Source organism: Vibrio azureus, from assembly GCF_002849855.1.
Taxonomy (GTDB): domain Bacteria; phylum Pseudomonadota; class Gammaproteobacteria; order Enterobacterales; family Vibrionaceae; genus Vibrio; species Vibrio azureus.
Genome location: NZ_CP018616.1, coordinates 909,790 through 933,766, shown reverse-complemented (window position 1 = coordinate 933,766; position 23,977 = coordinate 909,790). Strand labels below are relative to the sequence as shown.

Genomic DNA, 23,977 nt, shown 5'->3' with positions numbered 1-23,977 from the left:
TACGGAATGGAATAATATTCAATAACTTTCCATTAAAACCAGAAGCCCACAAATATCGAATTAGAACATAAAATATAGATTATACTAGCTCAACTTGAATATGCTGGTTTGAGTAGCTGACAATAATCCGTAATTCTGGATACCAGCGAGCCTACAACTTTCCTGGTAGTGTCACATCAAAAAATTCATTGATAATTGTTCTGCTCAAGTTTTTCAGGACACTTTTCTAAAAGAAAATTCATAGTTAATTGGCGACATATTGTTGTTAGCAGTATGAAGCCGATCTAAATTGTAATATCGCATATAAGTTGCGACATCATTTCTCATGTGTTCTCTGGTTAGTTGGGGCACCTTGAGTAACCAATCGTGCTTTAGACTACCGAAGAACCTTTCTAATACAGCGTTATCCCAACAAGCACCAACATCGCCCATACTGGCTCTGATGCCGTAACTCGTCAGCAGATTACGATAACGTTTGCTGGTATATTGTGAGCCTCTGTCTGAATGAAATACCAAACCTTTAGGTGGTTGGCACAAGTTATAGGCTTTCATCATGGCTTTGCTGACTAAATCAGTGGTCATACGTTTATCTATGTGCCAGCCGACAATTCGCCTAGAATACAAGTCCATCACGATGGCCAGATACATCCAACCTTCTCCTGTTTTCAAATAGGTTACATCTCCTGCCCACACTTGGTTAGGAAGGACCAACAGGGTTAAAATTCTGGTTCAGCAGGTTGTCAGCCACTGCATCACTGTGTTTACGCTTAGTTGTGACCTTGTATGCCACACGCTGTGTAACCACTAAACCCAGCTTGTCCATCAACTTTTGTGTACCATAATCACTGATAGTAAAGCCCTCATTGCACAACCGCTTACGCAATTCCCGATAACCTAAGCTGTTTCGACTTTGCTTAAATATTGCTTTAGCTCTGCGGTACAAATGTAACTGCTCGGCCGTTATTACTTCAGTAGGTTTGTTGAGCCATGCGTAGTAGGCTGAACGACTTACGTTCATGCTTTTACAAAGCTTGGCAATTGGGTATGTCGAAGCGAGCGATTTAACCGTTTCAAACGCTATTTGGTTTCCTTTAGCAACAGGGCGCTGGCTTTTTTTAATATATCTTTTTCCATCCTTAGCTCTTTATTTTCCTTGCGTAATTTAATCAGCTCAGCACGTTCATCAGCTGTCAAAGCTTCGCCAGATTGCTATACTTCAAACTTGGCTTTCCAGTTGTAAAGCAATTTATCTGTAATACCTAGGGACGCTGCCGCCTTAGTTACGCTATAGCCTTGCTCGGTTACCAATGCCACAGCTTCTCGCTTGAAATCATTGGTATAACTTCTATTTTTTCGTTTTGTCATAGTCACCTCAATAGTAGGATTATATTCCTTTATTGAAGTGTCCGGTTTGATTAAAGCAGAACACTCATCATTATTGCCATTTATCAATACGCTTTATGTCTTTTGCAAATATGGATGAAAAAGCCCTCATCCTTGCTTTCAACAACGACTCTCTGCCTTGCTGGTTTCTTGTGTAAATAAGCTCCGCCGGACCAACGTGCTTACTCCATTCCTCTATAAAAATTTCAGCAGAACTCTTTTTAACACCAATGATTGTAGGTACAGCGTGATAGTCTTTACGAGAAACGCCCAAAAAGTCACCCTCACGAACGACTAAATACCTCGGGTTATCAATAGGAGCAAGAACTTCTGATACGCTATCAGCAAAAAGCGAAGATTCATAAAATGTTCCTCCCGTTAACGCAATGATTAAGTCGCCTTTCACATTTTGATTAATTTTCACATCTAATAAGCTCAACGATGTCGTCAAATTTTCTGTCTTTGATAACGATTCTAAGACAGCTCTTCCAATTTGCTTTAATGAGCCATCAATAGGTAAGTGTAATAGTGCAATACGAACTGCCTTAATCGTTTTGGGTAGGTTTTTAACAAAGACATAACCTAACCCTACGGCTAAAAACCAGAGTGCCATTTTTAAAGATTGATACTCCTTAAGCAATTCTACACTAGCCGAAAAAACACTGAGTGTACCGAGCAACAATTCGTGAATTAAATACTTAAAAGTGTTTTTTAAGTAGAAAGCCTTAAAACTTCTCAGTTTCGGCACCTCTACCGAAGATAGTATTTTGCCATTTTTATCAAGAATTAATGCTTCTTTCCATTTAGATGAAAGCGAGTCAATCTCTTTAAACTTCGCAAGCATCTGCTTATTACTTTCATAAACCGCATTATTAGTATCATTATCACTTGCTATGTACCATGATAATCCACTATCTAGCCTTTCAAATCCGTTCTCTATAGATTTACCTTTTTCAGCCAACCCCACAAAAGTGTCAAAGCGCTTGGTTAAGTTTGAATAATCGATCAAACCAAAATAGGATTTTCTATCTATCGCGACTAAGTGCCAAACGCTGCTAACTTTTTCTCTATCCTCTTTGTCGATTCTGATTGCCCTTCCTCTCATCTGGTTAGTAAGCATGAAAGAGCCAACAGAGCTCGCAAGGATCAGTGAGTTAATTACAGGTGCATCCCACCCTTCTCCCAATAAAGAGCGCGTTCCTACTAATGTTTTTATATGGCCTTCACAAAGTAACTCTGTAAAGACAACCGTTAATTGATTCAGAGGACCTCTGATTTCTACATAACCCGATAAATGCTTCATAGGTACAGAAGTCAGTTTGTTACTCATTTCTGCACTTTCAATCAAGTTCAATTTACTCTCATGAATAATAGATAGGCGGCCAGTTAACATCGCTATTTCATTCTTAATCTCTGATTGAGTGACTAATTTTTCAAAAATAGGCCAACTACCTAAGCTCACCTCACCGATGTTTCTATCTGAGTATATTACTTCGTCTCGAATGTAGTCGGTTAATATGACCTGCCGTAACTTTTCTCGCCTTTTCTTTAACTCTATGCGATGAATATCAACACAACCGTTTATTTTAGCCACGCTTAGCGATAACGATCGTTCAAGCCGTTTCGAATGTTCTAGCCTTAACTCACGTTTATAGAGTAATTCAGACGCTCGTAGTTGTTTTTTAAGATCTTTAACGAACAAGTCTTGAGGCTCGTTAAAATTAAATGAGCCAGAGAATAGAATGCCTTCGACTAGTTTTTGCCACCAATATCTGCTTAAAGTTGGAATATCGCTATACTCCAAGTCTAATAACACTAAAGATGCATGAGGAATTTGAATGTTTTTATATTTTAGTAAAGATAAGATTGATATTAGAATGTGGGGATCTTTTACTATTTCTTGAGCATTTTGATCAGGAGCGTTCAGCCATTTGTGCTCCTTACAAATTTCTAGGAAAATATCGTTAGAAAGCAAGTTAGCGCATAGCTGTTTAACACGTCCATCGAACTCTTGAATCCTTACTTCTTCATCAGCAGTAACATCAACAGCCCAAATATAATCTTGATGGGGACATAATGTTTCTGCCTTGACTAATTCAGGAACCGAAATTTCCTCATCAATTCGCCCACACAGTTGTTCATACTTACTCCATTGATTTTTCTGTGCATCATATGGCGGTGTTGCAGTCAATGAAACAAGGAACATATCAGGTATCGCTTGGCAAACAGTGGTTAAGACTTTCCACCACTCTTGTCTTAAATGGTGTGCTTCATCCAAAATCAGGACTTTGATATCTGAGCTTTCAAGGTGAGAAATAAAGGCTGTTAACTCTTGTGTATTTAGGTCGCTAATTTCTGCCTCTTGTTCAGGCTCTCCCTCCATTTCGTCAATATTTTTCATTTTGGCATGTAGAGCTTGATAAGTTATCGACGTAAATGCTTTTGGTTTATCTAGATCATTGCTGGTCCATTCTAAGTTAAAAGGGTCGTTGCAATTGATAAAATCACTGAGCCTACCAATCCATTGGTCTCGAATGACTCTAGTTGGAGATAATATGAGTGCTTTATATTTAAGCCTTTTAAAGACTTCTATCCCTAAGGTTGTTTTTCCTGCTCCGGGGGCAGCGACAATGTGTAATTTACGATCTTTAATGTGTTCGTCAAATGCATTTAAAACTCTTTCTTGATATGGTCGCCAGCTATATTTGAAATTTAATTGATTGAAGTCCATTTAATAACTACTCCGAAGCTAATTAATACTACTTATTGATACCCAAGTCAGCTCAAAGTGCTGTGTTCAGCGAGACGAGCTAAACTCTCAGACTCAGCAATGATTCAAGGCTTTAGGGAATATACCCAAATGACCTCAAGATGCTTGATTCAGAGCGAGGTCACTGAGCCGAATTCAAGGAAGACAACGAAGCGGAATAGCAGGGAACAAGAGTACAGCACCTTCTTCAACGAACCCTTCCGGTTTACAGCAAGCCTATTTTAGGAAACAAATGAAAAGCCCTTTCCATTAGTAAGGGCTTTATATATGAATGGCATATCATTTAGATGCAATAATGAGCGTAACTAGCTTATCCATGCATCTTTTGATTTAGCCTGTTTCTCTTTTCGGGGCCGTCCACTTCGAAAAAACGCAATAAACAATAGCGTCATGAGTAAGCCAAAAAAGGCGATCAAAATAGAGTTCATGATAGTGCTTAGTGCTTGCTTTGGGCTGATCTTTTCTATGACCGTCAGAGTGAGGTGACCATCATTATTACTCACTCTTAAAATGGTTCCTTCCACCCTTTGCTGTGAAGCTTCGGATTGCAATAACAGCAGTTCATTTAGATACGTGATACGCTCTTCTTGGTTGCTCCGGTCTAACTTAGAACGTAATCTTGCAATTTTAAGTAGCTCTTCACTTTTTGCTCCAGACCAATCAATAGTAATGGATGGTTGTTCAGGACTTGAAAGTGTTAATGATGCTTTGGTCGCTTGCCATATTTCTTGTTTGAGGCGTCGCAAGCTCGAAAAATAGGCATCCTCGTCATTTCTTACCGTGTAGCCATCATCAAGCTCCCCCGCTTTTAATGCTTCATCCCAACACGCTGACACTTCACAACTGCTGCTGGTTAGCTCTTCCCATAGTTCCGCGAATTGCTGTTTAAATTTATTACAGGCCTGATTTAATTGAGGCTCATCTACTGATAGGTTTTCAGCTCGGTCAGTTTCCTTGGCTTGATTATCTGTAGAGCAATACGGCGTAATATGATTGGCAATGAGTTGTAAGCTTTCAACTGTAAACATCGCCATTTCACTTCGACTGCGGATACGATGCGTACCAAAAGAACCATATTCGTAATTTAGACCTAAACTATTCCTTATTTTGACAATTCGTGCTGCGTAGTCGTAAATGTCTTGTGGCATTTCGGGGGCAAAGTCAGGCGCTTCGCTAATAAAGTGAATATACGCTTTTATTACTGCTTCATCGGGAGTAACTTTAAAATCATCGCCAACTAAAGGATATTCAAATTGTTTACAGTAAACCAATCGGTTGTTTTCATAGCGGCTATCCAGACATAAGCGCGGTTGAGTTATTGATAAGTTATCACCCGCTTTAAATCCATTTGTTGGCCAGTCAGCAGTGCTATTAATCTGATAGGAAGAGTTATTATTTAATATTGCAAGGCTAGCTTCTCGCCATTCCCAATGGGTATTGAACGCAATAAAAAAGATGCCAAATAATAACCCTATTGCTGCTACGATATATCGTGGCTTTTTCTTAACAGTATCTTGCTCTGAAATTGCGTTCAAGCCGATACTCATAACGGCAGATTGACTCTGTTCAATTTCAAATTGAACGTCACAACCCAAATTCACTGCGTTTTGCCATTCGTCTGGTATCCATGCCTCATTTACTTCACCATTTGGCGCGATAAATACGATCCATATTTTATTATCTATCATCCTCATCGTTTTAATTTGACCAAAGTAACGTTTCACTACCAGGTTTTCAGTGGCGGGTTTGGGGCCTTCCATAGTGAGTAAAAATAACGTGGCACAACAAACGACAGCGAGAATCACTGCTGAAAGCCAACCCGGCTCTAGTGAGAGGCCAATATCGGTGACGTATAAAAAGATACCGATAGCCAAAAGTAACAGAGTTGGCACGAGTATATTGTAAAAAGGAGAAGAAAGCTGGAGATAGCGAGCTTCAAGCAACGTCACAGGACGGTCATACTTAAATACCGCGGGGACATCCTCTTGCTCTATCGGTGTGTTGTCTTCTGCTATTGTCGCGGGCTGATCGAGACATGCTTGCTCTGAATTCTCTGTGTTTTGTAAGCAGTCATCACTTAACGCATTATTCGGCGCTTCTGGAAGAGTATTATTGACACAATCAACAATATTGTAGTCTTTGAGAGTAATGACAATCAACATGTCATCATGCAAAACTACTTCTGCATTGACCCTTTCTTCGTCGATGTATTCAATGGCTTTGTCACCCATCAGGATGGGATATTCAGCCAGAGCAAAGTAACCCATCTCTTCATCTTTGTCGTTTTCAGAGGGAATAGCATGCACTTCTAAACGTTCATCTATGCAATACACCTCTGAAGAAGTAACGTCCAATTCCCAAAGCTCAGAAATGGCAGAACGCTCTTCTTCAGAGAGATCAGTCCCACGTCTGGCGCTAAATAATCTGGCTCTTTGCTCTTTTAATCTGGCTTTTTCACTCTGATGTGAGAAAAAAGAAACAATGCCACATAAAATTATAATGACTTTAAGTATGAGTAAAAACTCTTGCATGAAACGTAAACCTTACTCGTTATTGAGTTGTAGTCCAAATCGGCTGTATTTTGAAAGTGATTGCAAATGGCGTAATTTGCTGTGGAGTTTCTTTCTGTGACGTGCAGTAACCAGTGTTAAGCTTCAACTTAAAATGCACCAAAAAACGAATACATGAATGGTAAATATCACATCATTAACCATACTACTTGGAGCTTATAACAGCGTAGAAATAGACGGCCGATAATTCACCGCCACACACTAAACATGCAAACTCTATCAAGGTATCGAAAGCTTGTCACCGTGACAATTTGACAGCTAAGCTGCCCTATTTTCAGTTACTTTCACCCTAGAGCATGTCGATTTAAACACAACTCAATTAAAGTTGCCGATTTAGACAGTTAAAAGGGGGGCAAAAAATCTCACGAACCGGAAAATTTTTACGATAGTTCATCACAGACAAACCGTATAGCCAAAATTGAATTAAAGGCTTGTTATATCGAATGACCTTAAATTATTGATTCAGAAAAATTCACCTGAGTATATACCCATGTATAACTTATCACTGAGCTCCTAACCAAAGAGTTCTTGCTGGCTAAATTTAGCTGCCAATTATTAAAAACCAACTCAGTAATTGGGTTATTTAAGCCTGTATAAAAAATGCTCTAGGTCGTGTGTATTACCAACGATTCTGACCCGACAATATTCTTTAGTAAGCGTGTTGTCTGTCAATTCAAAATGATGAGCAGACTCGACCAATATTCCGCGGTCATCAAACCAACTCGCTAAATTTTCGCCCTTCTTATAGGCTAAAAATATTGGCGTCTCGTCGTGCGTTGGGGCAACTTCGATTCCACACTGCTTTAATGCATCGATCATCGTCTTTTTAATGTTGCGGCAATCTGCTTTACATTCATCAAGAAAACTATCGATATTTGGCAATACATCACAAGCAATCTTAATTGACGTTAGCGAAGGCGTAAAAGGGATAATAATTTTGGAGAAGTAATCACGCAGATTTTTCGAGACAATAGCGTAACCAAGACGACAAGAAGCCAAGCCCAAACCTTTAGAAAAACTGCGAGTTACTACTACATTATTAAACTCATTAGCAAACTGGACCATACTCTCACCCTTTACTAAATAGTCCCCATACGCCTCATCGATTAACAGTATTGAACCAGAGTCGATACATGCTTTGACCACTGGAGCTAACTCATCGTAAGAGTAAGCTCGCCCGGTTGGATTATTGGGATTATCAATGTAAACAACGGATGGAACTGTCGCTTTAATATTTTCGCAAAGAATAGGAATAACACCCGGACTATATCTAATTGAGCGATAATAACCACCAAGCTTTATAAACTCTGATACTGCATCGACGAATTGAGGACCAAGACCAAGCATTGTCATATTATCGCCTAGAAGCTTAGAGAAAACCGTCGAGAGCATAGGCATAGAGCCATTAGAAAAGAAAACACGGTCAGGCTCAGTTCCAATATAGTTTGCCGTCAACACTGATAGCTTAGCTATATGGTCAAACGAATAATAATCGCTTAGATCATCGAGTAGCGTTTCTTTTATCGCATCAGATAAAGCTGGGCGACCTTTGGGATTAGTTCCGAGACGGCAATCAATAGTGTATAGATTACTAATATAAGAGGAAGAATCACCTCTAATTCTTTGATTAATATTCATGTTGTTCACTCAATGATGATCTAATTTTCTAGAATTTTCATACTTCCGATATTTATTCAAACTAGACTTTTAAAATCTGGTTATGTGAATAAAGTAGTAGCCCAAACTATAAAATAAGGCTGATTTGATTTTTTAGTTTCACCATAATAGGCTGAAACTGAGGATACAAGTAAGCACCAAGAAAAATATTCAGTTTTGCAACCAGACCATCTCAAGGTCATAGAAAATACTCGTTTTATCGATTTAATCAACAGCGCTGACTTAGGTATTGAATAGTGTTAGTTTCACCGATGGAGAAAAACAAATGGAGACTCATCAACAGGCTGCTACATGATCTCCACATACCACATTTTATTTCAGTATAAGTACAATAAAGAGTTTATTTATCATTGTCGAACTAAATAACTTAGCTGCTCAATAACAACTTGTCCAACCCCCCAATCATTACTCACTTCACACATACTAATACGATCTTCTTTTACGGCTAAATCACACATGAAATATCCATTAAGTCGATTTGGGTTATCAAGTCGAATTCGGAATTCAAACTCGGTTTTACTTAAGTCACGAGAGCTCTTTTCATAGGTAAATTCGTAGCCAATAATATTGATCTCAAGTGACTCTTTTGGAAACATCACGTCATAACTTTGCTTCCAATCAGCTACAGAGTCTTGCCAAGTCAATTCCGCCACCTGATTAATATAATTACAAGGTAGCTCTGTATATAATTGACACTCAGACTCATCGGGAGCGAAACAGCTAGGCCATTGATACGTGTTGGAACAATTTCCCCAGGTGTCTCGATACATTTGTTCGGTCAATGCACACACCTGAGCAATGTCTTTATATTGACATTGTTCAGAATGAGTAAATGCCATAAATTGATTCCATTTTTTTATTGCTAATCTGGCAGGCCGATAGTCTTTGAAAGCTTGCCAGTGCTCCATTCCTTCTGGAATTTGATATGCCGATGTTTGATAGCTAATAATTCGGTGTTGCTTGGTTTTACCGCCTTCAAATTCCCTTAATTTGTCTGCAAAGTTCAATAGATTTGTATCCGATAAAACCATTTGTTCACCGGATACATAAGCTTTGATTTTAATCTCATAATCTTGCTGGTACTGGCGATATTTCTCTAATAACTCAATATCTACTGAACCGGATATAAGCATCATGTAACTAGCTGAAATGTCTGCCGCAATGTCAGAAGTATCTTCCTTTTGCTGGTTTTTTGATTTCACCTGCAGTAATAAATACAGTTCCCGCCCATATTGAATACCATCAACTAATGCATCTCCGCATATATTCCTGAAATTTGTTTTACTGGTATTTGTATTAGCATTTAAAAGTGCTAAAGCTCTTGGCTCCATTGTTGGCCAAGCATCATTAATTAGCGTATAAGTTTTATCTTGAATGACGAATGCTACCGTATTATTTTGCTCTAGGTTTTGAAAGCTATTCGATACATCTCGTTGAAAGTGACTTGAAGCAGAAAAACTGCCGTATCGGCCCTCAGCATTAACAGAAAGAGCAGCTGAAAAAAACTCTTCGACTTCTGATTTGCTTGATACAACTCGCCCTTCAACATAACGACTTAAATTCTCAATTCTTTGATAACTTTGATTGATAATACATCGATTCCTTGTTGGCAACTCTGTAACTAAGTTAAATCCATACCCTAGACGATGACCGTTTAATCCTTTTATTGAGTTATTTAAATCATTTATTTCTGATTGGGTTAATAATTGATTCTGTGCTTTTTCCCACAAAGCATCAAGCAGAGCTAGTCTTGGTGTTGCGTGAGAATTCTGGTTAACGAAGAAAATACACATACAAAGTATTACAAATAACTTCATCATCTTATACCTTTATTACATTATAATATAAGCGGTATTTAATGGGATCTTCTGTTGTAATTCACACAAATTGTTATCATATTGTGAAGTCAGTGTATAATCATTAGCAAAAAATTTTTGTCATTAAATCAAGGTTTGTTACAAAAACCTCGCGGCCCGTCAATCTTTAAAGATAATTCATCGTTTAAAAATCTTCATAGCCATTCTTAATTCAAATGTCAGCTTCATAAACACTTTAAATTTTTTCAACAAATCATTAATGCCTTAGTGACCTAAAAATAATTAATTCACACCAGTGGCATAGATTAATTGTTCTGATTATCTTTCGTGAGCTAAGCCTTTCTCAAGAAGATGATCTCTGCTAACTCGTGGTAAAGTGAAAGAGAAAACGTTTGTGGATATACATTGATGAATGAGGATATTTAGTACAAGTCTTAAATGAAAAAACCCCGGTAGCTCATTGAGCTATCGGGGTTCTTAGAATGAATGGCACGCCCTGTAGGATTCGAACCTACGACCACATCCTTAGAAGGGACGTGCTCTATCCAGCTGAGCTAAGGGCGCGCTACAGGAAAGAATTATACGAGTTAAAATGCTTAAATCAATGTGTTTTTATAACATTTTGATTCAAATGCTTAAAAAAAAATCAACTTAACGTTTAAAGCTCAAAAAGACAACAATGCAAACGTTTGCGTGTGGATGTTAATACTATTTTCTGCGACAATATCTGCAAACAATTTGCCTTATCAATCTCAAAAGGAAAGTCATGACAGCTCAAAATATCGATGGAACACTTATTTCTCAAACCGTTCGATCCGAAGTTGCTGCTCGAGTAAAAGCTCGTCTAGAATCTGGCCTTCGTGCTCCTGGTCTTGCTGTTGTTCTGGTTGGGGACGATCCCGCTTCCCAAGTTTATGTGGGCAGTAAGCGTCGTGCTTGTGAAGAAGTAGGCTTTGTCTCTAAATCTTTTGACCTTCCTGCTTCTACTTCAGAGAATGAATTATTAGCTTTGATCGACCAACTTAACGATGATGCAGAAATCGATGGCATCCTGGTACAATTACCCCTTCCTGCGGGTATTGATACCACTCAGGTGTTAGAGCGAATCCAACCCGAAAAAGATGTTGACGGCTTCCACCCATACAATGTCGGTCGATTGGCTCAACGTATTCCTAAACTGCGTTCTTGTACTCCGAAAGGCATCATCACGCTGCTGGAGCGTTACAACATCGAATTGCGCGGCAAGCATGCGGTTGTTGTAGGGGCTTCTAATATCGTGGGCCGCCCAATGACTTTAGAACTCCTGCTCGCTGGCTGCACCACGACGACTTGTCATCGTTTTACCAAAGACTTGGAGTTTCACGTCCGCCAAGCTGATTTGGTTGTCGTGGCAGTAGGTAAACCGAATTTTATTCCCGGAGAGTGGATAAAGAAAGGAGCTGTTGTGGTTGATGTAGGTATTAATCGCTTAGCCTCTGGTAAACTTGCTGGGGATATTGAGTTCGATAAAGCAAGAGAGAACGCGAGCTTTATTACACCTGTACCAGGTGGCGTTGGTCCGATGACTGTAGCAAGCTTAATTGAAAATACTATGCTGGCTTGCGAACAATTTCATACTCATAAGTGATGACCTGTATGATTTAGGGCATGAGGGATAAACACGCCCTATCACACATTTCATATCGTCGGGACTATGGTTACAACCAAGTAACTTCAAGATGCAATGTTCAGCTTAAAGTTACTTGGACAAGAGCCCTGAGTTTTATGAGTTGACGGATTTAAAAACTAATACGATCTGCTAGATGGCTGACTGCTAAAGCAAAATAGTAAGAACGATTCCACTTCATTAGCACATTGTAGTTATTGTAGACAAGATAAGTTCGGCCACTTTCATCGTCTGGCATAATCAACCAAGCTTTAACGTCTTTATCAAGTTTTGGTAGTGGCGTACCATCGTATTTGGTAATACCAAGCTTACTCCACTCTTGCAAATACTTGCCTTTGTCGGCTTCCCTACCCTCAAGTTTATGATCAATACCATGTGGTACTTTCACTTGACGGCCCCAAGTATAATTATCGTCCCAACCAAACTGACTCAGATAATTCGCTGTCGAGGCAAAAACATCGGCTTTAGAATTCCAAATGTCTTTCTTACCATCATCGTTACCATCAGCGGCAAAACTCAAAAAAGAGCTAGGCATAAATTGGCACTGACCCATCGCACCAGCCCAAGACCCTTTAAAGTCTTTTAATGCAATATGCCCTTGATCCAAAATTTGCAAAGCCGCCATCGTTTCTTTGCGAAAGAAGGCTTCACGGCGCCCTTCGAAAGCCATCGTTGAAAGTGCATCAATCACATTGAAGTTACCGGTAAACTTGCCAAAATTACTTTCAACGCCCCACAATGCGACAATAAAGCGTGGCTGAACACCATACTTGTCACCAATGCGCTTTAAGTCGGTATAATGCTGCTTGTATAACTGCTTTGCTTGCTTAACCTTCCACTCCGGGACCGCTCGCGGAATGTATTCGTCTAAAGTCAGCTTTTTTTCTGGCTGATTTCGGTCGGCTTTTACCGCTCTAGGCTTATAATTGACGTCAGCAAATGCGGAAGTAATTACTTGTTCAGAAATGCCTTTATCTCGAGCTTCTGCACGCAGTTTGTTTAGGTATTCGTCAAATCCCTCGGAACTTGCCAAAGCACTACTACAAATGCTGATACTGAGTAAAGTTGCAAATCGTTTTTTCACATCACTCTCCTTGATGGGCGAAATAAGTTCTCAGAACAAAAGAGCTGACTTTACTCACCTTTTTGCTGAGATTTTTGTTCTTTATATTTTTCTAATAAGTTTTCAGGGGGTGGCGGAACTTGCAGAAAGAAGCCATCATTAATCAGTGATGTCTTTACTTTCTCAACATCCACCTGTGCGAGTGTTCGGCCATCTAACTTGATCGTCATTACCGGTAGAGGTTTACCAAACATCTGCATTAGCGCATCAGGGACTTGAGAAAAGTCATCTTTCTTTGGAATGTAGAGGTATGTGCCCTCTTTTCTGGTACTCTTATAGATAGAACAAAGCATGATGACCCTTTTTATGCTGAATTACCCGTCTTAACACGGATAGGATTAAAAGTATTAAAACTCAGACAAGAAATAAGGCGCCAAATTAAAATTAATTTTATCATTTAACGTCTTGAAACCTTGCTGCATCAAAGGATGGAATATAACATGACACCTATAGTTTATGGCAATCCTCTTTCAATAAAGGAAAGATGCACACGATGACCCATTCACCAGATCTTAAAGGTAGCAGTTTTACTCTGTCAGTTTTACACCTTTCTGACAACGAGATCGTTAAAACGGTCAATTTTTTAAAAGAAAAAGTTGCGCAAGCCCCTTCTTTTTTTGCTTCAGCACCACTTGCCATCAATATATCCAAGGTAGAAGGCGACATTGACTTTTCGACCTTAAAACAAGGCATTGCTGATGCAGGCTTCATTCCTGTTGGCGTGACTGGTTGTAAAGATAAGCGAACCCAAAACCTCGCCTCTGAGGCTGGATTCGCAATTATGTCGGCCAGCAAATCACCCGCACAAGCACCCGCCAAAATGAATCCCACCAAAGTCGTCCATACACCGGTCCGTTCTGGACAACAGGTTTATGCGAAAGATTGCGACTTGGTTTTACTGGCTCATGTGAGTGCAGGAGCCGAAGTGATCGCTGATGGTTCGATTCATATCTATGGCACATTGCGTGGACGAGCGATTGCCGGAGCAAGTGGCCAACAAGAAGCAAGAATATTTTGTCACGATTTACAAGCTGAGCTGGTTTCCATCGCTGGAGATTACTGGCTGAGCGATCAAATTCAGAGTGAGTATTGGCAAAAGAAGGTAATGATCAGTAAAGCTGAAGAATCATTACATCTTCAAACGCTCACGATATAGTTTAAAAAGGAAATAAAATGGCACGCATAATTGTAGTTACCTCTGGTAAAGGCGGCGTGGGTAAAACCACATCAAGCGCAGCAATCGCCTCAGGTTTAGCACTAAAAGGCAAAAAAACCGTCGTGATCGACTTTGATATCGGCTTGCGTAACCTCGACCTTATTATGGGGTGTGAGCGCCGCGTCGTATATGATTTCGTCAACGTCATTAACGGTGAAGCAACACTTAACCAAGCAATGATCAAAGACAAGAGAACAGAAAACCTGTTTATTCTTCCTGCCTCTCAAACTCGTGATAAAGATGCACTAACCAAAGATGGTGTTCAGCGTGTCTTTTCTGAACTTGACGATATGGGCTTTGATTTTATCATCTGTGATTCACCAGCAGGTATTGAGCAAGGTGCATTAATGGCCTTGTATTATGCCGACGAAGCCATTGTCACCACCAACCCTGAAGTATCTTCTGTCCGTGACTCTGACCGTATCCTTGGCATTTTAGATTCTAAATCCCTTCGTGCTGAACAAGGCCTAGAGCCGGTTAAGCAACACTTATTACTGACTCGTTACAACCCTACCCGTGTCACCCAAGGTGAAATGCTTAGCGTCCAAGATGTCGAAGAAATCTTGCATATTTCATTGCTTGGCGTGATCCCTGAAAGCCAAGCCGTTCTGAATGCTTCAAATAAAGGGGTCCCGGTGATCTTTGATGAGAATACTGATGCAGGTATGGCTTACTCAGATACGGTTGAACGCCTACTAGGTAATGAAGTTGAGTTTCGTTTCTTAACCGAAGCGAAGAAAGGTCTCTTTAAACGACTGTTCGGAGGCTAGATAGAAATGTCACTATTAGAATTTTTCCGTCCACAAAAGAAAACGTCAGCTAATTTAGCCAAAGAGCGTTTGCAAATTATTGTGGCAGAACGTCGCAGCCAAGATGATCCAGCACCGTCATACCTGCCTCAATTAAAAGAGGACATATTAACGGTCATTCGTAAATACGTCGCCATCGACGCTAACATGGTTGATTTAACGTTTGAGCAAAAAGACGATGATATTGCCGTCCTTGAACTCAACGTCAAGCTGCCAGAAGATGATAATTAATACTAGGCTTGGCGAGACTTGCTTATCTTGCTATCGCTTGGGGTAAGATATGGAGTATAGAGGTTGGTATTCAACACCAACCTTTATACTCAAGTCGCTCCATGATATATGACTATATTCAAGTGACCCTAGGATGCTTGATTCAAAGCGATATCACGGGGATTACTTTAGTACCTTGAGCATTTTTTCACCGACCAGAGAACAACGCCAGCCTTGCATCAAATCTGGCAGCAGTGATGGATCACAATCTTTTTTCCAGACCCAACTGACCAATTGGTTAATTTGCTTTTTAGAAGCTAAAAACTCTGTTGCTAATCCCGTCTGTTGCGAGACCACTTTGACCACGTCTTTGAGGTTTTTAAAGATCTGTTTATAACCCGGATAGTCCATCAAGCGTGTGATCGGCTCTGGATATTCATCGACCGGCGTTTGCTTAGCCTTTTTGACCATCGCGGCTATCTTTGCTCCATGGCGTTGCACAGAACGAATATCCATATCTTCTGCTTCCATTTTATGGAAATTCGTTAAGCCCAGTTTGGCCACCGTCAGTAGATCGGCTTCTTTAAAAATAAAATTCAATGCCAAGTCACGTTTAACTGCTTCTCGGTAGCGCCAAGTGGCCAAAGGTTTAAGGTTTGCTAACTGAGCGGGCTTAAGCTGCCAAGCTCCTTTGATATTACGATAGAGGTTGTCTTCATCGATATCTTGAATGCGCTTAGAGACCAAAAGTTCACTCTCTTGCTGCGAGGCTTCCCACCAGCCTGCTTGCATGACCTTTTCTAACAATATCTCATAAAGTGGCATTAAGTAATGTACATCTGCTGCTGCATAGTCCAATTGCTTTTGAGACAGTGGGCGTGCCATCCAATCTGTTCGCGATTCACTTTTATCCAGTTCCACATCAAGATATTGTTCAACTAAAGAGGCAAAACCAGTTGACAGCCCATGCCCTAAAAAGGCGGCCATAAGTTGTGTGTCCACCATAGGAAAAGGAGTACAACCAAAAGCATTTTGAAATACTTCGAGGTCTTCCCCACATGCATGCAGAACCTTTAGCACAGAGCTGTCTTTGAGTAATTCAATAAAGGCGGTCATATCCGTTAATTCGGTTGGATCAATTAACGAAAGATGCTCTCCATCAAAAAGTTGGATCAGCCCTAACTGCGGATAGTAAGTTCGAACACGGACAAACTCAGTATCTAGCATGACGACATCGGCGTTTCTGGCCAGAGCACAAACTTCAACCAACTCTGTATTTTTTGTAATCATTTGATAATTCACAGGCTTCTCGCTATGAAAATGCCAGCATTACGCTGGCATGCTAACCTAGAGGTTAGGGTCTATTGACCTAGAAATAAGAATAATATTGGCCTATTAACAAGGCTATATTGAGCTTAAGGACAAAACTTAAGCACGTTTTTTCTCAAGTTCCGCATCGTTTTCATCACGCAGCACTCGGCGCAAGATTTTACCCACATTTGTCTTGGGCAAGTCTTCACGAAACTCAACAAGTTTAGGCACTTTATACCCGGTGAGATGCTGGCGACAATGTGTAATCACTTCTTCTTTGGTCAAACTTGGATCTCGCTTAACCACATAAATTTTAACCAACTCACCTGAGACCTCATGTGGTTGCCCGATCGCAGCAACTTCTAGCACTTTGCCATGAGATGCAACCACATCTTCAATTTCATTCGGATAAACATTGAAACCAGAAACCAAAATCATGTCTTTTTTGCGGTCGACAATATGCAAGAACCCTTCATCATCAAACTTAACAATGTCGCCAGTTGACAGCCAACCGTCTTTATTGATGACTTCTTTCGTTGCCTCAGGACGTTGCCAATAACCTTGCATAACCTGAGGGCCACGAACCTGCAGTTCACCCGTTTCAGTGTTAGCCAAAACATTACCTTCATCATCGACAATCCGAACATCAGTTGAAGGGACAGGCAAACCAATAGAACCGTTATAAGCGACTAAATCATGTGGGTATGCAGCCACCAGCGGTGAACATTCCGTTAAGCCATAGCCTTCCAGTAAGTAACATCCCGTGCTTTTTTGCCATTTCTCAGCAACCGCACGCTGAACTGCCATACCGCCCCCAACCGCAAGGCGTAGATGACTAAAATCAAGCTCATGAAAATCTTCATTGTTAACTAACGCATTAAACAGAGTATTAACGCCTGTAATCGCGGTGAAAGCATGCTTTTGTAACTCTTTAATGAAGCCAGGAATGTCGCGCGGGTTAGTAATAAGCAAGTTATTACCGCCCATTTCAAGAAATAACAGGCAGTTTACCGTTAGAGCAAATACGTGATACAGAGGTAAAGCGGTGACCACCAGCTCGCGGCCAGGTGAAAGCACGGGGCCATATGCTCCTTTCGCCTGCATTACGTTGGCAATCATATTTCTATGAGTAAGCACGGCCCCTTTCGCGACACCTGTTGTGCCACCTGTGTACTGTAAGAATGCAATATCATCACCAGATACATAGGGCTTGACGTATTGCAAACGTCGTCCTTTGTAAAGGGCTTTACGCATAGAAATCGCACCTGGCAAATCGTACTTCGGTACCATGCCTTTGACATACTTAACCACGAAATCAACAATCGTTCCTTTCGCTCTGGGCAACATCTGGCCCAAACTGGTTAAAACAACATGTTTCACTGGGGTTTTATCGACAATTTGCTCTAACGTATTAGCAAAATTGGACACGATAACAATCGCGGTCACCCCTGCATCATTTAATTGATGCTCTAGCTCACGGGGAGTATAAAGAGGGTTAACATTAACCGCGATACAACCTGCTCTTAATACCCCAAACAAAGCAACGGGATATTGCAGCAAGTTAGGCATCATAAGCGCAACACGATCGCCCTTTTTTAAGCGTAATTCGTTTTGTAAATAAGCAGCGAATGCACGGCTACGCTCTTCCAGTTTTCGGAAGGTCATGACCGAGCCCATGTTCATAAATGCTGGCTGATCTGCATACTTTTGTACAGACTGCTCAAACATTTCAACCAAAGATTCATATTGCTCAGGATCGATAGTTTCAGGTACGTCATTTGGATAGCGTGAAAGCCATGGTTTATCCACGATATTACTCCTCGTTTAACACTGGCTAAAAGAATAGCGTTCTTTTAAGTCGTTCGCTATTAGAGCACAGCAACTGTGCTTGAGCATCTTCTACTCAAACACTTATCTAAATTTTGTTAACAACCCCAAGGATTAACTTAGAGGTTTCGAGTTTTTGCTCTAAATGGCAGTGATGCCCGCCTTGGACGATGACCATTAGTGGTTGATTTTCGCCCCAAGAAACAGGAGTCAGTTGGTGCTTTGGAAAGCCCTTGTCACCTAAAATAATCAAGTGTGGACATCGAATCTCTTGTATAAAGGCTAGAGCATTATGCTGAGCCATTCGGTAAAGGGAACTGCATTTCAATTTTCGGTCGTAACGCCAATACCATTGTTGGTTACGGAATTCCGTGCCACGTTCAACAATAGGCATTAACTGCTCTTCGGTCAATTGGTTGACTTGCATACGCATCGAAAGTGCCACATCTAAAGATGCCATTCCTCGCTCTACTTTACTACTTAGGCGCTGCCGACTTAACACGCCATCACGCAGCCTTTTTACACTATAGCTTGAGTCTTCCGCTAACGGCGCTACACCTTCGATTTGAACCAAAGCCTGAACGTGCTCTGGGAAAGCAGCACTATAGCAACTTGCAATTAAAGCACCAAGTGAATGGCCAACTAACACCACATGATTCGATGAGAGATCAGACAACAGCCTATGTACATCATCCACATAATCATGAAAGGCGTAATAGTTATCTGCTGCTTTGTGGCTCGATAATCCATGACCAAACAAATCAATGGCCAATAAATGCAAATCGGGGGCGAGCTGATGCATTGTTTCCATGATGGCTATAAAGCTACCTGCATTATCTAGCCAACCATGGATGAAAATAACCGATGTCCCCGCAGACTGTTGCTGACCCAACTCAAGAGCAGCCAACGTGCCTGTTGAAAGCTGAAAAGTTCGCTCATTAACCATGAACTACCTCACTTGTTTAATCACCTGCCCTTCTTGAGGGAAGTCAAAGTAAGGTATCCGACAGTTAACCGAGTAGCATGGATACCCATAGTTTGAGGTGTCGTACATTCGCACACGCTCCTCAATTTTCCACAAGCGGTAACCGTCACCGTCAAGGGCAGGAAAAAGGTAAGGGTGCTCACCAACCTGCCCTTGCTCTTGGCCTATCGCTTGACCAACAACCGTGATCAATCGACCTTGACTAAACGCGATAGGTTCTAGGTAACCATCAAAATAAGCCACAAAACGACCTTGAGGTTCTTGGTTGATGTCCGGGCGACCCGATGAATCAATCGGTAAGTTGACAATCTCTATGCGTGTACGCTTTTTCTGGTTTTCTGTTTTGGCGATAACCCCACCCAGACGAACGTCATCCACCACCTGCCCTTTACTTTGGGCAAAGGTCAGGTAGTCCGTCATTACTGATTCTGAGTTCGCATTCAGCTCTGATGGAAGCGAACTGCAAGCCGCTAAAGCGAAAACACTCATAATTACTGCGAAATGGCGTTTTCGAATCAAAGCCAGTAAATTTACGACTGCTCGCTTACACATAAATATCAACCCCCATTAATTGAGCCAGCTCTTCTTTCCTTGATCGGTTCATAATGTCCATATATTGTTCCATTGCTTTGCGAGCATGTCCTTCTGGTAAGTCATAATGAACTTGAGCACGATGCAGATGTGATTCATCAATATGCTTAATCGAATGCGCAACCGCATTGGCTACTTTTGAGGGCTGCCCAACAGAAGACTTTGACTCCGTTTTCTTCGTCTGCTGTTTTTTCTGTGTTTTTTGGGTTCGATGTGCACCTGGAATAAGTCCAGGAGGTAAACCATTAATCGACGACATAACACCCTCTCACAAGCAAGCTATACATTTGTCTGACCGTTAGCAAGGTGGAATACTATTCACGACCCGGCAGCTTTTTCCATGTCACATTATCACGTAAATAAACCGGGCTCGAATCTTCAACTGCGACGGTGTTACCAAGTTCGAACTCTCGCTGAGCCAAAATCACAATATCTTGCGAGTCAGGGTACAAAACATCCGTTTGTATAAAGCTAAGAGGCAAAGCTGCTAATGATTCTTGATAAGCTTGCCACCCCGTCCCGGCTTGCGCCCATGTCTTATTATCTGCTTGGACTTCATTGGCTAAGCGCTCAGGTGGAATGACACATTCTGCATCGACGGCTGTCCATGCGCCATCAGTTTGACGAGCATAACGGGCCCAGTAAACTTCACTCATACGAGCATCAATCGCAACGGCAACGTCTGTTGCTCCATGCTTACGATAGCTAGCCTGAGCCATTGCAGCAAGAGTCGAAATACCAATCATCGGTAAATCTGCGCCAAAAGCTAAGCCCTGAGCAATGCCAATACCGATACGTACTCCAGTAAAGCTTCCTGGACCTTGACCAAAAGCCAAAGCATCGAGTTCGTGTAAACTTAGTCCTGCTTCTTTTAAGACTTCATCCACCATAGGAAGCACTTTTTTCGTATGGTCACGAGGAGCCACTTCACTACGTGAAATCACTTTGTCATTGACCAGTAAAGCGACTGAACAATTTTCAGTAGCGGTATCGATAGCAAGAATTTTTACGCTCATTTCACTCTCTAAAATGTAAAATTTAATCGTTTATGCCAACACATCTAATCTGTGGCTGTCTGTTCTGACTTTAGGAAAACTTTGATTTGTTCTAAGTCTCGAGTTCTTGGTATTGGAGGCAAGCTGCCTAAAAAGACCCCGCCATAGTCTCTTGTGACCAAACGGTTGTCACATATAATCAAAGCTCCTCGGTCTTTTTTATCCCGAATTAAACGCCCTACCCCTTGCTTCAAAGTGATCACCGCATCCGGTATTTGTACCTCAGCAAAAGGCTCACCTCCTCGCAAACGACAATCTTCAATACGTGCTTTAAGCAAAGGATCATCTGGGGCAGTAAAGGGTAATTTATCAATGATAACACAGCTCAGTGCATCACCTCTAACATCGATCCCTTCCCAGAAGGCACCCGTCGCGACCAACAAGGCATTGCCTAATTCCATAAACTCTGCAAGAGTCTTTTGCTTACTCATCTCACCTTGCATCAGTACAGGTAATTCCAGTACTTCACGGAAACGTTCCCCGAGCTCTCTCATCATGCTATGTGAGGTGCATAAGAAAAAGCAACGCCCTTCATTTTCCTCAATTACAGGCGTTAGCATCTTCACTAACTTATCTGCCAAGCCTGGGCTGTTTGGCTCTGGTAAGTAACGGGGTACACACAAACGCGCTTGTTGCTGATAATCAAAGGGAGACGGCAGCGAAAATTGCTGTGTTGGCTTTAAGCCTAAACGGTCAGTAAAATGCTTAAAATCGCCGGATACCGCTAAGGTTGCTGAAGTGAATATCCACGCACCTTGCTTAAGTTCTATCTGCTCATGAAATTTATCCGCAACGGATAATGGCGTGATATGCAAAGCAAAATGACGCGGAGAAGTGTCATACCAATAGGAGTAACCCGTAATATCGACATCACACACGCGATCAATTCGACCTTTGATAAGATTGGCACGCTCAAATGCCGTGTCCAATAATTGACTTCGTCCCAGAGCTAACTTGAGCACGTCAATGGTCAGCTCTAAGCTATCAGTGAGGCGCACCAATTCGCGTTTGATCGATTCCGATTGCAGTGCTTCACGCCAGTTACCGCGAAAGCCTGGTTCACCCAAGACGATGCGCATATCCATGGCACTTTGTAGCAGTTTGTCGCCTACTTTTTGCAATTGACGCATGTCCTTGGCTTCGGTGCGATAAGCGATTTCGATATCTTTGGCTAATTCTTGAATTTGCCGACTCGAGAGCGATTGACCAAAATACTCACTGGCAATGTCCGGGAGCTGATGAGCTTCATCAAAAATAAATACATCCGCTTCGGGTATTAATTCACCAAATCCCGTTTCTTTGATCGCTAAATCAGCAAGAAATAAATGATGATTCACTACAACAATGTCTGAATCCATCGCACGTTTGCGCGCCTTTAACACAAAGCAATCCGTATAACTCGGGCACTCTTTACCCAAGCAGTTATCATTGGTCGAGGTAATCGTGGGAATGATCATGCTGTCTTCTGGTAAGTCATCACAATCTCCCAAATCTCCTGTTTTGGTTTCCGAAGACCAAGATCGAACCTTAACCAGTTGCGTTAATAAGTTTGGGTCAGCGTCGTGACCATGGCTTTCGACCATTTGCCTACTCAGCCTGTCTAAACATAAGTAGTTAGAACGCCCTTTTAATAGAGCGACTTGACCATAAAAACCCAGTGCATCCACCATTAAAGGCAAATCTCGATGAAACAGCTGCTCTTGTAAGTTTTTAGAGCCTGTGCTGATGATGATTTTTTTACCACTGAGCAAAGCCGGCACAAGGTACGCAAAAGTCTTGCCAGTTCCGGTACCGGCCTCAACCACCAGCTGGGTTTGATCTTTGATCGCAACGCTAACCGCTTCCGCCATATCAATTTGAGGCTGTCGTGCTTGAAAGCCCGGAATTGCTTTACCTAACGCGCCATCTGAAGAAAATGTTTTTGCGATCATGTTTTACTTCTACTGAGAAAAATTGAACTGATTATACCAGAGGTTGAAGGCAAACTTCAGTCATCAAAAAGACGAGATGCTCGTACCCGTCTGAGAAGTGATTGAAACTCAGTTGAGAATCGATTATTTATGTTATACCCAAGTGACCTCACATCAGACAAGGAAGTACTGAATTTATGGAAAAGAAAACCCTTTTAACCCATTGTAATGATGCGCCAGGACTGATCGCTAAAATCACCAACATTTGTTACAAGCATCAACTTAACATCGTTCATAACAATGAATTTGTCGACAACACCAGCGGTCACTTCTTCATGAGAACAGAGCTAGAAGGTTATTTTAACGATCACACTTTTCTTGCCGACCTTGATCAAGCACTCCCTCAAGGGGCAAAACGTAAATTGATCAGTTCTGGTCGCAAAAAAATCGTCATTTTAGTCACGAAAGAAGCCCATTGTTTAGGGGATATCTTGATGAAAAACTATGATGGCAGTCTAGATGTCGAAATCGCAGCTGTAGTCAGTAATTACGATACATTGCAACCTTTAACCGAGCGATTTGATATTCCTTACCATTATGTCACTCATCAAGATCTCAGCCGAGAACAACATGAACAGCAGGTTTTGGCAGTACTTGAGCAATATAATGCTGATTACCTCGTCCTAGCCAAATATATGCGAGTCCTCACTCCCTCATTTGTCGAGAAATACCGCCATAAGATCATCAATATTCATCACAGTTTCTTACCTGCATTTATTGGCGCTAGACCCTATCAACAAGCTTATGATCGTGGTGTAAAAATTATTGGCGCAACGGCTCACTTCGTCACTAATGATCTCGATGAAGGTCCTATCATTAAGCAAGATGTTATCCCTGTTGACCACACCTTCAGTGCACAAGATATGGCACAAGCCGGCCGTGATGTTGAGAAGAGTGTCTTAAGCAAAGCGCTTAACAAGGTACTCAACGATCATGTTTTTGTTTATGGCAACAAGACGGTGATCTTGTAAAGCATGGCCTCACTTGACGAGTACCA

At 41.3% G+C, this 23,977-nt stretch carries 18 protein-coding genes, 1 tRNA gene and 1 pseudogene; 5 read left to right on the top strand and 15 right to left on the bottom strand.

Annotation, left to right across the window (positions count from 1 at the left end; translation table 11 throughout):
- Positions 1 to 213: 213 nt before the first annotated feature.
- From BS333_RS04465 to BS333_RS04440, 6 genes and pseudogenes are all read right to left on the bottom strand, one after another.
- Positions 214 to 1,365: pseudogene (locus tag BS333_RS04465) on the bottom strand (IS3 family transposase).
- 70 nt (positions 1,366 to 1,435) lie between these two features.
- Positions 1,436 to 4,114 (bottom strand): DEAD/DEAH box helicase family protein, encoded by a 2,679-nt coding sequence (locus BS333_RS04460; protein ID WP_021709675.1) that lies wholly within the window; start codon positions 4,112 to 4,114, stop codon positions 1,436 to 1,438.
- Positions 4,115 to 4,458: 344 nt separating this feature from the next.
- Positions 4,459 to 6,684: a hypothetical protein gene (locus tag BS333_RS04455; RefSeq protein ID WP_021709674.1), complete on the bottom strand. Its 2,226-nt coding sequence runs from the start codon at positions 6,682 to 6,684 to the stop codon at positions 4,459 to 4,461.
- A gap of 618 nt (positions 6,685 to 7,302) precedes the next feature.
- Positions 7,303 to 8,361 carry an aminotransferase class I/II-fold pyridoxal phosphate-dependent enzyme gene (locus tag BS333_RS04450; protein ID WP_021709673.1) on the bottom strand — a complete coding sequence of 353 codons (1,059 nt, stop codon included), beginning with the start codon at positions 8,359 to 8,361 and terminating at the stop codon, positions 7,303 to 7,305.
- Between the two features lie 386 nt (positions 8,362 to 8,747).
- Positions 8,748 to 10,217 (bottom strand): hypothetical protein, encoded by a 1,470-nt coding sequence (locus BS333_RS04445; protein ID WP_033003708.1) that lies wholly within the window; start codon positions 10,215 to 10,217, stop codon positions 8,748 to 8,750.
- A gap of 487 nt (positions 10,218 to 10,704) precedes the next feature.
- Positions 10,705 to 10,781: transfer RNA gene (locus tag BS333_RS04440), tRNA-Arg, on the bottom strand.
- A gap of 202 nt (positions 10,782 to 10,983) precedes the next feature.
- Here BS333_RS04440 and folD point away from each other — a divergent pair.
- Positions 10,984 to 11,844, top strand: coding sequence for a bifunctional methylenetetrahydrofolate dehydrogenase/methenyltetrahydrofolate cyclohydrolase FolD (folD, locus tag BS333_RS04435; RefSeq protein WP_021709671.1), 861 nt, complete (start codon positions 10,984 to 10,986; stop codon positions 11,842 to 11,844).
- A gap of 151 nt (positions 11,845 to 11,995) precedes the next feature.
- Here the strand turns inward: folD and BS333_RS04430 are convergent, their stop codons facing one another.
- On the bottom strand, positions 11,996 to 12,916 hold the full coding sequence (locus BS333_RS04430; RefSeq protein ID WP_418369073.1) for a lytic murein transglycosylase: 921 nt from the start codon (positions 12,914 to 12,916) through the stop codon (positions 11,996 to 11,998).
- A gap of 101 nt (positions 12,917 to 13,017) precedes the next feature.
- Positions 13,018 to 13,299, bottom strand: coding sequence for a YcgL domain-containing protein (locus BS333_RS04425; RefSeq protein WP_021709669.1), 282 nt, complete (start codon positions 13,297 to 13,299; stop codon positions 13,018 to 13,020).
- 200 nt (positions 13,300 to 13,499) lie between these two features.
- Here BS333_RS04425 and minC point away from each other — a divergent pair, with 200 nt between their 5' ends.
- From minC to minE, 3 genes are read left to right on the top strand one after another with little or no spacing between them, the layout of a single operon-like run.
- Complete coding sequence (minC, locus tag BS333_RS04420) at positions 13,500 to 14,162, top strand: septum site-determining protein MinC (RefSeq protein ID WP_021709668.1); 663 nt, start codon at positions 13,500 to 13,502, stop codon at positions 14,160 to 14,162.
- A 17-nt stretch (positions 14,163 to 14,179) separates the two neighbouring features.
- The gene (minD, locus tag BS333_RS04415; RefSeq protein WP_021709667.1) at positions 14,180 to 14,992 is read left to right on the top strand and encodes a septum site-determining protein MinD; all 813 of its coding nucleotides are present in this window, start codon (positions 14,180 to 14,182) and stop codon (positions 14,990 to 14,992) included.
- A gap of 6 nt (positions 14,993 to 14,998) precedes the next feature.
- Positions 14,999 to 15,262, top strand: a complete 264-nt coding sequence (gene minE, locus BS333_RS04410; RefSeq protein ID WP_021709666.1) for a cell division topological specificity factor MinE — start codon at positions 14,999 to 15,001, stop codon at positions 15,260 to 15,262.
- 162 nt (positions 15,263 to 15,424) lie between these two features.
- On the opposite strand, the gene rnd is transcribed toward minE, so the two are convergent.
- From rnd to BS333_RS04375, 7 genes are all read right to left on the bottom strand, one after another.
- Complete coding sequence (rnd, locus tag BS333_RS04405; protein WP_021709665.1) at positions 15,425 to 16,543, bottom strand: ribonuclease D; 1,119 nt, start codon at positions 16,541 to 16,543, stop codon at positions 15,425 to 15,427.
- A 126-nt stretch (positions 16,544 to 16,669) separates the two neighbouring features.
- Positions 16,670 to 18,361 (bottom strand): long-chain-fatty-acid--CoA ligase FadD, encoded by a 1,692-nt coding sequence (gene fadD, locus BS333_RS04400; RefSeq protein ID WP_021709664.1) that lies wholly within the window; start codon positions 18,359 to 18,361, stop codon positions 16,670 to 16,672.
- Between the two features lie 106 nt (positions 18,362 to 18,467).
- On the bottom strand, positions 18,468 to 19,325 hold the full coding sequence (locus BS333_RS04395; protein WP_021709663.1) for an alpha/beta hydrolase: 858 nt from the start codon (positions 19,323 to 19,325) through the stop codon (positions 18,468 to 18,470).
- 3 nt (positions 19,326 to 19,328) lie between these two features.
- Positions 19,329 to 19,853 carry a Slp family lipoprotein gene (locus BS333_RS04390; RefSeq protein WP_227739131.1) on the bottom strand — a complete coding sequence of 175 codons (525 nt, stop codon included), beginning with the start codon at positions 19,851 to 19,853 and terminating at the stop codon, positions 19,329 to 19,331.
- A 55-nt stretch (positions 19,854 to 19,908) separates the two neighbouring features.
- Positions 19,909 to 20,214, bottom strand: a complete 306-nt coding sequence (locus BS333_RS04385) for a hypothetical protein (RefSeq protein WP_021709661.1) — start codon at positions 20,212 to 20,214, stop codon at positions 19,909 to 19,911.
- 55 nt (positions 20,215 to 20,269) lie between these two features.
- Positions 20,270 to 20,971 carry a tRNA (adenosine(37)-N6)-threonylcarbamoyltransferase complex dimerization subunit type 1 TsaB gene (gene tsaB, locus BS333_RS04380; protein WP_021709660.1) on the bottom strand — a complete coding sequence of 234 codons (702 nt, stop codon included), beginning with the start codon at positions 20,969 to 20,971 and terminating at the stop codon, positions 20,270 to 20,272.
- 44 nt (positions 20,972 to 21,015) lie between these two features.
- Positions 21,016 to 22,941, bottom strand: coding sequence for an ATP-dependent DNA helicase (locus BS333_RS04375; protein WP_021709659.1), 1,926 nt, complete (start codon positions 22,939 to 22,941; stop codon positions 21,016 to 21,018).
- Positions 22,942 to 23,117: 176 nt separating this feature from the next.
- Here BS333_RS04375 and purU point away from each other — a divergent pair, with 176 nt between their 5' ends.
- The gene (gene purU, locus BS333_RS04370) at positions 23,118 to 23,951 is read left to right on the top strand and encodes a formyltetrahydrofolate deformylase (RefSeq protein WP_021709658.1); all 834 of its coding nucleotides are present in this window, start codon (positions 23,118 to 23,120) and stop codon (positions 23,949 to 23,951) included.
- Positions 23,952 to 23,977: the final 26 nt, after the last annotated feature.